The organism is Nostoc sp., assembly GCF_036917635.1.
Classification (GTDB): Bacteria; Cyanobacteriota; Cyanobacteriia; order Cyanobacteriales; family Nostocaceae; genus Nostoc.
The window spans coordinates 20575-32555 of sequence record NZ_JBALCW010000082.1; the positions used below are offsets into that span (position 1 = coordinate 20575).

Annotated in this window: 14 protein-coding genes; 11 read left to right on the forward strand and 3 right to left on the reverse strand. The window is 41.8% G+C overall.

Annotated features, from left to right (window positions below; translation table 11 throughout):
- The first annotated feature begins 10 nt into the window (after positions 1-10).
- Positions 11-196 (forward strand): DDE transposase family protein, encoded by a 186-nt coding sequence (locus tag V7K32_RS19120; RefSeq protein WP_334995387.1) that lies wholly within the window; start codon positions 11-13, stop codon positions 194-196.
- Between the two features lie 99 nt (positions 197-295).
- On the opposite strand, the gene ctpC is transcribed toward V7K32_RS19120, so the two are convergent.
- A complete protein-coding gene (gene ctpC, locus V7K32_RS19125; RefSeq protein WP_334995388.1) occupies positions 296-1579 on the reverse strand; it encodes a carboxyl-terminal processing protease CtpC in 1284 nt (427 codons plus the stop codon).
- A 275-nt stretch (positions 1580-1854) separates the two neighbouring features.
- Positions 1855-3081, reverse strand: a complete 1227-nt coding sequence (ispG, locus tag V7K32_RS19130; protein WP_334995389.1) for a (E)-4-hydroxy-3-methylbut-2-enyl-diphosphate synthase — start codon at positions 3079-3081, stop codon at positions 1855-1857.
- Positions 3082-3356: 275 nt separating this feature from the next.
- Here ispG and V7K32_RS19135 point away from each other — a divergent pair, with 275 nt between their 5' ends.
- The 7 genes from V7K32_RS19135 (at position 3357) to V7K32_RS19165 (ending at position 8441) form a co-directional block, all read left to right on the forward strand.
- Complete coding sequence (locus V7K32_RS19135; protein ID WP_334995444.1) at positions 3357-4439, forward strand: glycosyl transferase; 1083 nt, start codon at positions 3357-3359, stop codon at positions 4437-4439.
- A gap of 27 nt (positions 4440-4466) precedes the next feature.
- Positions 4467-4625 (forward strand): hypothetical protein, encoded by a 159-nt coding sequence (locus V7K32_RS19140; protein ID WP_334995390.1) that lies wholly within the window; start codon positions 4467-4469, stop codon positions 4623-4625.
- A complete protein-coding gene (locus V7K32_RS19145) occupies positions 4622-5035 on the forward strand; it encodes a secondary thiamine-phosphate synthase enzyme YjbQ (RefSeq protein ID WP_334995391.1) in 414 nt (137 codons plus the stop codon). Before V7K32_RS19140 ends, V7K32_RS19145 begins: the two co-directional genes overlap by 4 nt.
- A gap of 398 nt (positions 5036-5433) precedes the next feature.
- On the forward strand, positions 5434-6183 hold the full coding sequence (locus V7K32_RS19150; RefSeq protein ID WP_334995392.1) for a hypothetical protein: 750 nt from the start codon (positions 5434-5436) through the stop codon (positions 6181-6183).
- Between the two features lie 38 nt (positions 6184-6221).
- Positions 6222-7010, forward strand: coding sequence for a Nif3-like dinuclear metal center hexameric protein (locus V7K32_RS19155; RefSeq protein ID WP_334995393.1), 789 nt, complete (start codon positions 6222-6224; stop codon positions 7008-7010).
- 285 nt (positions 7011-7295) lie between these two features.
- Positions 7296-7514: a hypothetical protein gene (locus V7K32_RS19160; protein ID WP_334995394.1), complete on the forward strand. Its 219-nt coding sequence runs from the start codon at positions 7296-7298 to the stop codon at positions 7512-7514.
- 615 nt (positions 7515-8129) lie between these two features.
- Entirely contained in the window at positions 8130-8441 is a 312-nt protein-coding gene (locus V7K32_RS19165; protein WP_012408115.1) for a DUF6679 family protein, read from the forward strand.
- 77 nt (positions 8442-8518) lie between these two features.
- Here V7K32_RS19165 and V7K32_RS19170 read toward each other — a convergent pair whose 3' ends face one another.
- Positions 8519-10186, reverse strand: coding sequence for an MBL fold metallo-hydrolase (locus tag V7K32_RS19170; RefSeq protein WP_334995395.1), 1668 nt, complete (start codon positions 10184-10186; stop codon positions 8519-8521).
- A gap of 682 nt (positions 10187-10868) precedes the next feature.
- Here V7K32_RS19170 and V7K32_RS19175 point away from each other — a divergent pair.
- From V7K32_RS19175 to rpsR, 3 genes are read left to right on the forward strand one after another with little or no spacing between them, the layout of a single operon-like run.
- A complete protein-coding gene (locus tag V7K32_RS19175) occupies positions 10869-11426 on the forward strand; it encodes an RDD family protein (RefSeq protein WP_334995396.1) in 558 nt (185 codons plus the stop codon).
- A gap of 43 nt (positions 11427-11469) precedes the next feature.
- Entirely contained in the window at positions 11470-11664 is a 195-nt protein-coding gene (gene rpmG, locus V7K32_RS19180; protein WP_012411241.1) for a 50S ribosomal protein L33, read from the forward strand.
- A 2-nt stretch (positions 11665-11666) separates the two neighbouring features.
- A complete protein-coding gene (gene rpsR, locus V7K32_RS19185; protein ID WP_012411240.1) occupies positions 11667-11882 on the forward strand; it encodes a 30S ribosomal protein S18 in 216 nt (71 codons plus the stop codon).
- The last annotated feature ends 99 nt before the right edge of the window (positions 11883-11981 follow it).

Sequence of the window (11981 nt, forward strand, 5' to 3'; positions counted from 1 at the left end):
TATTTAAAGTATGAATAAATCACAAAGTTCGTATATTGTCAAGGTTTCTGTTGGTAATTGCGAAATTGTCCCCAGCGAGAAAGTTGGCGACGATAATCTACAGATTATAGAACAGTGGGGGCCTTTTAGTTCACAAGAAGAAGCGATCGCTCGGCGTGTCGGACTTATTAGGGCTGGAAAGTGCCAACCAGTTTAATTTAGGAGTTAGGAGTTAGGAGTTTGGAGTTAAAAGTTCACAATGATGGTTTTTATTCATAACTCCTCACTATTGACTCCTAACTTTATTCCTAACTTTTCATTTTTCTGCTGTGGCTGCGCCCACAGCAGCAATTTTTTTACCTATTACGTCCACTGCTTTAGCGAATTGGGGATCTGCTAAAGTAGCGAGTTTGTCACGTCCATGAAGCCACAATTCCTCCATCTGCGCTTTAGTCAAATCTACCTTCACATCTGGACTAATACCTTTATGATTAATATCTGTACCGTTGGGGGTATAGTAATGAGCAATTGTTACCGCCAATCCTGAACCATCTTCCAAGGGACGCACTGATTGCACTAATCCCTTACCAAAGGTTTGAGTACCAACCAAAGTAGCACGCTTGTTATCTTGCAAAGCCCCTGAAAGAATTTCACTTGCACTGGCTGAACCTTTATCTACCAGCACCACCAACGGTTTATTTGTCAAGGCGCGTCCGTTTGCTTCTTCTTTTTCAGCCTCTCCTTGGCGTTCAACGGTGGAGACAATCTTACCTTTATCTATCCACATCCGGGCAATGTCTACACTGGAGAAGAGTAAGCCACCGGGATTACCACGCAAATCCAGGATATATCCAGCTACCTTTTTGCTTTCTAAATCCTTGATAGCGGTTTGCATTTCTTTACCAGCATTGGCGCTGAACTGGTTGAGGCGAATGTAGCCAAGATTACCTGCTGGAGTTTTCTTTTGCGAATATTTAAGTGGATGAATTTCAATCCGTGCCCGTTTGATGTCAAACTGTTTTGTCTGACCGTCACGCTGAATCGTTAAGCTGACTTTCGATCCTGCTTCACCTCTAATCATGGATACTGCCTGATTAGTATCCATCCCTTTGGTATTTTTGCCGTCGATTTTGATGATGACATCTTTTGCCAAAACACCAGCTTTATAAGCTGGTGTATCTTCGATTGGCGCAATTACAACCAATTGCTTGGTTTTTTCATCCTGGCTAATCGTGATCCCAATCCCTGTCAATTCTCCAGAGGTATCCACTTGCATATTCTTGAATTCTGCTGGGTCCATAAACCGGGTGTATGGGTCTTCTAGCTTTTTGAGCATTTCCCGAATGGACTTATACGCTTCCTGCGGATTACTGTAGGACTTGCTCAAGTATTCTTTACGAACAGCTTGCCAATCTACTTGATTAAAAGTACCGTCTACATATTGGCGTTGAACAATTTGCCAAACTTCATCTACTAATTCTTTGGGACTTGCTTTAAATAAAGCCTGACCTCGGGAATGAATGCCAAGGCTAGCAACAGCGATGGTGGAGAGTGTCACTGCCGTAGCACCCAAAACAAGCCTACTTTTTGTAATCACCATAATGACAGCTGCGTCAGAGGGAAAATATATAGTCAGTATGCTCAATCTAACACAGGCTACCACTGTAGAGACCGAGTATGTATCCTTAATTTAAACAAAATACTTGACAATCCGGCGAACTTGATGGTTTATACAAAATTTTGGGGAGTGGGGAGTGGGGAGTGGGGAGTGGGGAATCGGGATCGGCACAGAAGGTAGGAGGCAGAAGTTCTAAAATGTTTGAATTTTGAATGCGTGAATTTTGAATTGATTTCTCCCCCCACTCCCCAAACCCCTTACGGTTCTACCCAGCGTTCATCTGCCTTAATCAGGTTAATTAATTCCTCTACACCTTTATCTTCTGGGACTTTTTTAATTTCCTCTCTACCACGATACAAAGAAATGTAACCAGGTGTTTTGCCAACATAACCATAGTCGGCATCCGCCATTTCTCCCGGACCATTGACAATACAACCCATAACCGCTATGTCAAGACCAGTTAAGTGTTTAGTGGCTTCCCGAACTTTGTGCAGCACTTCCTCTAGGTTAAACAAAGTGCGTCCACAGGAAGGACAAGCGACGTATTCCACCATAGTTTTTCGCAATCCCAAAGCTTGGAGAATGCTATAACAGACGGGAATTTCTTTTTCTGGTGCTTCTGTAAGTGACACGCGAATTGTATCGCCAATGCCATCAGCAAGTAAGGTAGCAATACCGGCGGTGGATTTAATTCGCCCGTATTCGCCATCACCGGCTTCGGTAACGCCTAAATGTAGGGGGTAATCCATACCCAGTTCATCCATGCGCTTGGCGATCAGGCGATAGGCGGCTAGCATCACGGGTACTCGTGAGGCTTTCATGGAAATTACTAAGTTGCCAAAATCCAGAGATTCACAGATGCGAATGAATTCTATGGCAGATTCCACCATGCCTTCTGGGGTGTCACCGTAGGTAAATAGCATCCTTTCAGCGAGGGAACCGTGATTTACCCCAATTCGCATCGATTTACCTTGATCGCGCAAAGAAACTACCAGAGGTTCTAAGGTTTCGCGGATTTTATCGCCAATTTCGTCAAATTCGGTTTTAGTATACTCGGTTCGATTGACGTTGGGCTTTTCAAAGACATATAACCCCGGATTAATCCGCACTTTCTCTATGTGCTTGGCAACTTCCACGGCGATTTTTAGTCCGTTGTGATGGACATCAGCCACAATAGGCACGTCTTGGTAAGTTTTAATTAATTTGTGTTTAATTTCTGCTAAAGCTTTAGCATGAGCCATACTAGGCACTGTGACACGGACAATTTCGCAGCCTATTTCGTGCAGACGACGAATACCAGCCACGGAACCATCGATATCAAGGGTGTCTTCGTTAATCATTGACTGCACCACAACCGGGTAGCCGCCGCCAATGGTGACATTTCCCACCTTTACGGGACGAGTTTTACGCCGCTTGATAGTTGTATCAAAGGTAGGCTGGCTGGATGTAGTATTTGAAGTATCTACTATGGGCAGAGTTTGCATAACCTGATTAGGTAAATTTGCTGTCGTAAAAATATCAGATTTAATAAATCTCTGTTTCCCAGATTGCCACAGGTGGTGGCTCTTTTGGAAGATTAATATAAAAAAAGGAAAATAAGACAGGCAAAGAAATAAAGAGCAATTCAAATATTTTGCTCATTATGAATGTGAAAATTATAATTTTCACCCCTAACTCTGCCAATTTTAGATTTGGGATTGAAGTAAAAATCTAAAATCTAAAATCTAAAATCCAAAATTGAATGACTCCTAACTTGAAAATGGAACGCCCAATTTTATACTTAGTCATAACTAACCACGGATTTGGTCATGCTACCCGTATGGCATCTGTAGCTGCGACAATTCAAAAATTATGTCCAGAAGTTCTGCTAATTCTCGTAACTACTGCCCCGCGCTGGTTGCTAGAGTGCTATATAGAAGGCGATTTTATCTATCGTCCCCGTGCATTTGATTTGGGTGTGGTGCAAACCGATAGTTTGACAATGGATAAAGTAGCGACTTTAGAAAAGTTGCTCGATATTAAGAAGCATCAAAATTCGCTCATTGCCTCAGAAGTGAATTTTATCCGCCAAAATCGCGTTAATCTCATTTTGGCAGATATTCCCGGACTCGCTCCTGGGTTTGCCAAAGGTGCAAATATTCCCTGCTGGATGATGAGTAACTTTGGCTGGGACTTTATCTACCGAGATTGGGGAGGTGAATTTACCGCAGTTGCAGATTGGATTAGTGATTGGTACTCAAAGTGCGATCGCTTATTTCGTCTCCCCTTCCACGAACCAATGCAAGCTTTTAACAATATCACAGATGTCGGTTTAACAGGTGGTTCCCCCCGTCACTCTGCTGATGATTTACGTTCTCTTTGGGGAATAACTGCACCAGTGGAAAAAACTATTTTGTTAACCTTTGGCGGCTTGGGTTTACAGCAAATTCCCTACGAGAACCTGCAACGATTTCCAGATTGGCAATTTATCGTCTTTGATCAATCTGTCCCTGATTTACCTAATTTAGTTAAAATTAGCGATCGCAAATACCGCCCTGTAGATTTTATGCCTATTTGTGGGCGAGTCGTTTCTAAACCTGGTTACAGTACTTTTGCTGAAGCCGCACTATTAGGAGTACCTATTGTTACTATCCCCCGCGAGGATTTTGCCGAAGCAACTTTTCTCATAGAAGGCATTACTAATTATAACCAGCATCAAATCATTACCCCATCTGAATTTTTTCAAGGGACTTGGGATTTTCTGTATAAGTTACCTCAATCGCCAAAACAATCTGAACCAATTGCTAAGGATGGTAATGAAGCGATCGCTAAAGCTATTCTCAATTATTTACACACGAAATAAAGTTATTCAAAACACCATCAATTAATAATGGAATCTCCAGCAATAGATAAAGAAACTTTAGAATTAGCCACCCAAGATGTGCGTCGAATTCTAGAAATCCAAAAAGAAGAACAGCAAATTTTAATTACTCAGATGAACATTCTATTTGTCACAAACAGCGCTATACTAAGTTTTTTATTTAAATGACTCACTACCAAAAGCTACTAAAAATTTCCACCACTGGTAAATCTTTTTACAACATCACTGCAAAAATTGCAGCCACAGTTGCAGAATCGGGAGTTGAAACTGGTCTTTGTACTCTATTTTTACGCCACACTTCAGCCAGTTTAGTCATTCAAGAAAATGCCGATCCTGATGTCCTTGTGGATTTAGCTAACTTTATGGCAAAACTCGTCCCAGAATCGGGAAAATACATTCACGATGCAGAAGGGCCCGATGATATGCCGGCACACATTCGTACCGCACTCACCCACAGTTCTGAACATATCCCCATTAATCGTAGTCATTTAGTACTGGGAACTTGGCAAGGAATTTATATTTGGGAACACCGCCAGCGGAGTCATTTACGAGAATTGGTTGTCCATATTTCTGGATAGGCGATTCTCAAGTTTTAAGTAGGTAGACGTAATTAAACATAAGAAAGAACCTCACCCTCAATCCCTCTCCGATGCTTTGGAGAGGGATTGAGGGTGAGGGTGAGGTTTTATATTTAATTTCACCCACTTACTTATTTATTTAAGGTGGAGTCCTGTAGAGTCTAAATACTCTAGTTATCCCGCTTAACCTTTGGGTATAATCTGATAAACTCGCGGTGATATACATCTAATAAATTTCGCCGCGATCGCTTTGCCATGAAAATTAATCAAATCCACGCTCAAAAAATCGTGTCAATTTGTAAATTCAAAAGTAAAGTTTATTTGTGATTATTAAAAAATCTCCTTGTCTCGATATAAACTAATATTTAGTGTAAGCTGTATGGGCTATTTCAATTACTATGAAGCAAAAAGTGACACCAACTCATACTTTCCAATTAATTGATAAAATACTTGCCCAACAGTCGATTAATTTATTATCACTTAATCCCAATAAAACATTAATTACGAGTTTTGCCGAATTGGAAAATTTAATTACTGAACAAAACACTGATATTGAAATCTTCATAACCCTTCAACAAACTCTCGAAAGCATAGTTATTACTCAGTTGCAAAACTTCCCAGAAAACATATTCTGGGATTTTGATTTTTTGGTAAGTAGTATGCTTAGGCAGGCTTTAGTAGCACATGAAGGTGCTATAGCTTTTTTAAAATTTTTTGGTGAAAAGATGGTTTCTCTTACACAAATGTTCGGAAATAAAACGGAAATGCGCTTCCGTTACGTTCACGATTTTATGTATGGGTTTGAGTGGGCAAGATGGATACAAAAAGAGCCACAAAAACGCGCACATATAGAGCCTTTTAGTCTGGTTTTTTTAGATTATTTGCTCATCAAAGGTAAAGAACTTTTACAACGGATTAATCACGGACAAATCACATCTTATAAGTTATGTGACACAGGCTACCGTAATCCCTTCACTTTTTCTCGTGAACCAGAAGATGAATATCGTCTACTAACTTGTCTTGCCCAAGAAGAACTTATCCCAGTAGCAGTGTGGAACTGGAATGCTAGCCCTGTCTGGAACAAACCTTTCCAAGAAATGCGCCAGCAATTAGCATTAAAATTAAATATTCAACCACAAAGACACTAATTAGCAATTAAAATTAAAAATTGCTGAAGAGAATAGTTATGAAAATTGCTGACTTAATTACTTGGTTTGAAGCATGGGCAAATCCCGCTTGGTGTGAAAGCTGGGATAATTGCGGCTGGCAGATTGAACCAGGAGTGTTGCCGGAAAAAGCACGGGTTTTGGTATGTTTGACACCGACTTTGGCAGTAATGCAGGAAGCGATCGCAGAAAATGCTAACCTGATATTTGCCCATCATCCCTTGATTTTTACTCCTCCTAAATCTTTACGCACTGGGGAAGCGATCGCGGAAATAGTACGGTTATCCTTTACCCACAATATTGGTATTTACACTGCTCACACCAATTTCGACCAAGTACAAGATGGTACTGCTGACGTTTTAGCTCAAATTTTAGAACTCAAAGAAGTTACTCCTATACAACCTACACAAGCAGGGTTAGGATATGGTCGTATTGGTTTGCTAGAGCCATTTTTGACATTACAAGAATTACTCGCAGCCATTCAAACCCGACTTGCTCCCCCTAATTTGATTTTTTCCCCAAGTGCTGATTTACAGCAAACAATTTCACGACTTGCTGTTTTGGGTGGTTCCGGGGCTAGTTACATTTCAGCAGTCGCCAAAAGTGGTGCCCAAGCTTATCTGACTTCTGACTGTAAGTTTCATCAGTTTCAAGAAAGCCGCGATCGCAATCTCATTTTAATCGATGCCGGACATTACGCTACTGAACGTCCGGCTTGCGATCGCTTGGTGCAAAAATTCCAGTCCTTAAACCTAGACTGGGTGCAATTAAGTCAAAAGGATGAAGATTTCCGCCAGTTTTTTGCTTGATTGCTTATTTTTCACTATATTTTTGGGATACTTTTTAAAAGTTTTTCTATCTTTTAATATTGTGCAATTATCCGTCATCTCAGTACTAACATTTTTTTGTAACTATTATCTACGTATATTCATAGATAGATGCACCCAAATCTTATATTGTGAACAAGTTATGTGATCTAAATCACCAATTAAATGTAATTATAATCACATGATATTCATGTTCCATATCAATTATTATCAGAGGGAAATGTTCCACACTTGACGTAACAATTTGTTTACTCTGTCCTAACCAAGATGATTCGCACACTCGTTGAATCTGCTTTTCAAACTGGATATCTTAGTGTTGAATCTGAGGGATTACTCCATCAAGTGCTAGTAACTAAATGCTGGAAGGAAGAGGATTTATCGGATCTCGCAGCCCTATACGATGCAGTTCGGGCAGGTAAAATAAAACGAGAAGCATCCTCGTCGAACGTGCTTATGGAATTTCCGCTACCATATAAATCTTGCTGATACTCCAAAATAAAAAGGGTAACTTTCTGATATTTCCCCTTATCCCCCCATTTCCTTTGCCCCTGAAGCTTCTCCCCTTATTCCGTTGCCTTTTCCTTAGCCATCATCAGCCAAAAACCTGCAAAAATCAAAACTATTTAGGTGTTATTGTTGAAAACCATCAAGGTCAGCAAGAGAATGAGTTAAGATCATATACACATGGGTAAAAGTAAAACCAAGTCCCCGGACTTCCCAGCAATGCCAATGATTATAAGTAGGCAAGTTAAACAACCGCAATCAACGATTGGTTTGGAGTATTGTTTATTACATAATAGTAACAACGACTCACCAGCAAATATCAACCTGGTTACGACAGGTTCCAAATTGTTTGACTTCGATGAAGCAGACATTCCGTAGAATGAGCCGGAGGGAGATTGAGTTCATTAGCTAAAACAAGCATTGATTTATGATCCAAAATTTCTCAATATTTGACAACTACAAGCAAGTCTTGGGATTGGGTGATGAAGCTTGCTTGTTTTCAACAGTGAAATTAACCTCTTAAAGGTGTAATGTAATTGGGTAGAACCCAGATTTTGACAGGTTTAACTACGTTGTTTAAAAAGGCAGAAACAGTACATGCTACACCGCAAGATTTATCAACTCTGTTGCGATGGGCGCGAGGTATGTGTTTTCTTGCGGGACCAGCAACGCTGGATTGAACGCGCCCGCATCATCGACATAGAGGGAGATTTAGTGACTCTACGCTATGAAACAGAAGAAGAGGACGAAGTTTGTTCTTGGGAAGAAATGGTTCGCCTCGAGAGCATTGGTGCTGTAACGCAAAAACTGGCTTCAGTACCACGCGGTAATGTGGAACCTTTGATGACTGAAGACTGTCCCGAGGCCGAACGCATCCACAACCGTTACACTGACTCGAATCCAGAATAATCAGTCATTAGTTAATAGTCATTAGTCATTCGTCATTCGTCATTAATTAAAAATGACAAAAGACACCGGATTAATGACTATTGGCTCTCATTGAAACCTTCAAAAGCAGGACAGTAACCTTCTAGAGTTACCTTAAAGTTATACAACGGGGAAGCTGGATTCCAACATCGCTGCCCCCTTTGGTGTCGGCAAGTACCGCAACAGTCTACATCTGTCCATGTATAGCGATCGCTACTTTGGTTGAGCAATTCTCGTTGAGACAATCCCCTCAATACTAGTTCTTCGCCTTGCCAACGAGCTTCGATTAAACCAGTATCGGCAAATTGCCGCCAACGCGGATCGGTAGTAATCACATCGGCTAGGGTGATTGTGATTACTGTTCCCAACTCTGTCAGTTCGCCTTCGTAATTAGTTTCTGGTGCTGCGGGTTGTAAAAATGTATCGCCGATAGGCAATTCTACTAAAGTATCAGCCGCCGGGGAATGGACATGGTAGCGGTTTTGTAACTCCTCTAAGCTAGTCAGGTCTGCCAAGTAGGCAGGAGAACCGTGAATAAAAATGACGTGCTGGGGTCGCAAATTATGAATTAGCTGCGTAGTACCAGGCCCATCACTATGTTGAGCCAAGAGATAGCTTTCAACAGTGGTGGGTGCTAAATATTCTTTGTTAACTTTTATATCAATTTTTTCTGGTAACAAGATCAGCCAAGGTCCTGTGTCTAGTTGGCAGTGCTTACCCAAATCATCTGTAGAGTCGGTGAGGACTATACAAGGTGACTTACCCACAGTAGGACGATGTTCTGGTTGTAAACGACGCACGCGGGGACGCACCCGTTCATCCCAAAATAAGGGTTGATGGCGGGCGAAGTTCTGTACAGATGGGGGAAGGTGGGGTAACAGTTCTAAGTAGGCATCACACCCAGTAGCGACAGCACCATCTACCCAGATATCTAAATCTCGTCCGGTGAAGTGGTGATGAGAGCGTAAGAGCATTAATAATTCTTGACCCAATCCTAAAGCAGGGGTGGGAAGAATTACAGAACAATTCTCAGCGATGGCGCGATTAATTCTTTCTGCTAGTTGATTTTCTTGGTTGCGGCGGTGAGGATGACGGGATGTGCCATAACTGCCTTCAATAATTAGCACATCCAAGTCTAATCCTCGCAGTTCCTCTAAACGCAAACCTTCTACCAACCGGGAGTTTGACAGGAAAAAATCTCCTGTATACAGTAGCTTGTAAGTACGTTGCTTCGTGGTGTAGGTAAGGAGAATTGCCACAGCCCCCGGTAGATGCCCGGAGGGAAATAATTCTGCCACCAAACCATCTTGGAATTCCACAGGCGATCGCAACGGCAAGGCATGACAAAATTCGGAAATTTTCTCTGGATCTTGGTCTAGCCAATTCAACGGCAGTAACTTGCTGGTTACTTCGCTACCATAAATAGGTAACTTGGGAAAAGCTTTATGCAGTGCCAGTAAGCCTCTGGCGTGATCTGGGTGGGCGTGACTAATTAAAACCAAATCTGCTGGGGAGGACGAATCAATTCCCCGTACCGACTTACTAAGCCCCTTCGCCAGCGATGAAATATCTTCCAAACCACAATCTAACAGGATGCGGTGTGGTCCCATCTTCACCAATAAACACACACCCTCATCGTAATGCTGCACACTATAGGGCAAACATTCTAATTCACTACCCCCGAACGCAGCATCTACGCCAGAGGATGCCGATAGATTATCCCTCATGCTCTCCTCCTCCCCTCAAACCTCATCATCATGGACATATCCCAAAAGCCAAAAATTACACAAATTTTGGTTTTGTGACTTAGGGGTAAGTTTTATCGTGCGCCCCTACACCCTGAGAATACAGATTTTTGATTGGGGAGGACGCCTCCACCGAACCCGCACTGGTTCAGAAAGGTGGACTAACCAGAAGCCATCAAATTACTAGCTCAAGGATGCCTCTTGTTTATTTTCCCTTTGCAAGTTCTGAACGCTCTTAACCAACTCACTCTAAGGCAAGTCGCCCAAGCCTTTACAGATTTATCTCAATGTGCAGAGCCATTGCCGTGATAGTTATCTGAATCATAAAATCCATTTTTCGTGCCAAAAAATAAGCACGAAAGCGTAAAGATAACTGTCAATCCAGCTAGAATCAGCTTTACATCCATTTTTTTGCTGCCCCTTAGTTTTAAAGACTTTCCTATATTAATTTAGTGCTTCCGCAATTAAACGTAATCACTAGAAAATCTTTACTATGGTTATGTGGATTGGGCAATAGGTAAATTTACCGCAATCAGTCAGATTGTAGAACCTTTCGGTTCACCTGTCCATTGATCTAGATTTGACCTTGAAAGGGCTGGTCTTACTTAATATTAAAAACAGGAGCAATTATTTCCCAACCCCTAAATAAAAATACCTGTGTTGTATGACTATCGAACGAATTCCCCAAAAACACTATCCCAAAGCTGAAATTGGGCGGCGAGGTATGGCATTAGGGCTTGATTTCCTTGGTGTCTGGTTAGTCAGTTCCCTGCTGGGAGGGGGCGATATCGGGATTCAATTTGTGCAAATCCTAGTTTTTGTGATCCTTTGGCTGATTTTGCGGGTGGTGGTGGTATACAACAATCAAGGGCAAAGTTTAGGGCGTTGGGCGTTCGATTTAAAGGTATTGGAAGTTGAAGATGGGGAAGTAGTCGGCAGAATTCCAGATTTGCTTTCACTGGTGAAGCGAGAGGCGATCGTTGGCTTGAGCGCCCTTTTAGTGTCAATTGCCCTGAGCAATATTGGAGCCAATCCCACTGCTATACTGCTAGTACTTCCCTTAGCTATTGATTGTGGGACTGCCTTCTCTGATACCCAGATGCGGCAGGCTTTACACGATCGCTATTGTGGAACTTTCATCGTTTCATCGCGTCGTGGCTACTCGCTCGATATAAAAGTTAAAAGATTAGTTGATAATATGCGGCGGAATGTGAGAAGATAGTCATTTGTGTTAATTCTCTTCAGGCTTCACTGTTTGTAAGATTATGGCTAAGAGTAAAGGTGCCCGCATTATTATCACACTAGAGTGTACTGAGTGCCGGACAAATTCAGACAAGCGTTCTGCTGGTGTTTCACGTTATACCAGCACCAAGAATCGCCGCAACACCACTAACCGGCTAGAACTGAAAAAGTTCTGCACCCACTGCAACAAACATACCGTTCACAAGGAAATTAAGTAGAGATGAGTTATTTCCGTCGTCGCCTTTCTCCGATCAAGCCAGGAGAGCCAATCGATTATAAAGATGTTGATTTACTGCGTAAGTTTGTCACCGAACGGGGTAAAATATTGCCACGTCGGATTACTGGGCTTACATCTCAGCAACAGCGAGAGTTGACATTAGCAATTAAACGTTCGCGCATTGTGGCTTTGTTGCCATTTATCAATGCGGAAGGCTAAAACAATTTTGGATTTGGAATTTTAGATTTTGGATTATTAAAGAGAATGTCCAAAATCTGAAATCTGAATCAGAGAGTGTAAAATAGATTGCTGCATAAA

What these genes read in the sequence shown, in the direction of transcription:
- V7K32_RS19120 (WP_334995387.1), top strand. Translation starts at nt 11, where the DNA reads ATGAATAAATCACAAAGTTCGTATATTGTCAAGGTTTCTGTTGGTAAT.
- ctpC (WP_334995388.1), bottom strand. Translation starts at nt 1,579, where the DNA reads ATGGTGATTACAAAAAGTAGGCTTGTTTTGGGTGCTACGGCAGTGACA.
- ispG (WP_334995389.1), bottom strand. Translation starts at nt 3,081, where the DNA reads ATGCAAACTCTGCCCATAGTAGATACTTCAAATACTACATCCAGCCAG.
- V7K32_RS19135 (WP_334995444.1), top strand. Translation starts at nt 3,357, where the DNA reads ATGGAACGCCCAATTTTATACTTAGTCATAACTAACCACGGATTTGGT.
- V7K32_RS19140 (WP_334995390.1), top strand. Translation starts at nt 4,467, where the DNA reads ATGGAATCTCCAGCAATAGATAAAGAAACTTTAGAATTAGCCACCCAA.
- V7K32_RS19145 (WP_334995391.1), top strand. Translation starts at nt 4,622, where the DNA reads ATGACTCACTACCAAAAGCTACTAAAAATTTCCACCACTGGTAAATCT.
- V7K32_RS19150 (WP_334995392.1), top strand. Translation starts at nt 5,434, where the DNA reads ATGAAGCAAAAAGTGACACCAACTCATACTTTCCAATTAATTGATAAA.
- V7K32_RS19155 (WP_334995393.1), top strand. Translation starts at nt 6,222, where the DNA reads ATGAAAATTGCTGACTTAATTACTTGGTTTGAAGCATGGGCAAATCCC.
- V7K32_RS19160 (WP_334995394.1), top strand. Translation starts at nt 7,296, where the DNA reads ATGATTCGCACACTCGTTGAATCTGCTTTTCAAACTGGATATCTTAGT.
- V7K32_RS19165 (WP_012408115.1), top strand. Translation starts at nt 8,130, where the DNA reads ATGCTACACCGCAAGATTTATCAACTCTGTTGCGATGGGCGCGAGGTA.
- V7K32_RS19170 (WP_334995395.1), bottom strand. Translation starts at nt 10,186, where the DNA reads ATGAGGGATAATCTATCGGCATCCTCTGGCGTAGATGCTGCGTTCGGG.
- V7K32_RS19175 (WP_334995396.1), top strand. Translation starts at nt 10,869, where the DNA reads ATGACTATCGAACGAATTCCCCAAAAACACTATCCCAAAGCTGAAATT.
- rpmG (WP_012411241.1), top strand. Translation starts at nt 11,470, where the DNA reads ATGGCTAAGAGTAAAGGTGCCCGCATTATTATCACACTAGAGTGTACT.
- rpsR (WP_012411240.1), top strand. Translation starts at nt 11,667, where the DNA reads ATGAGTTATTTCCGTCGTCGCCTTTCTCCGATCAAGCCAGGAGAGCCA.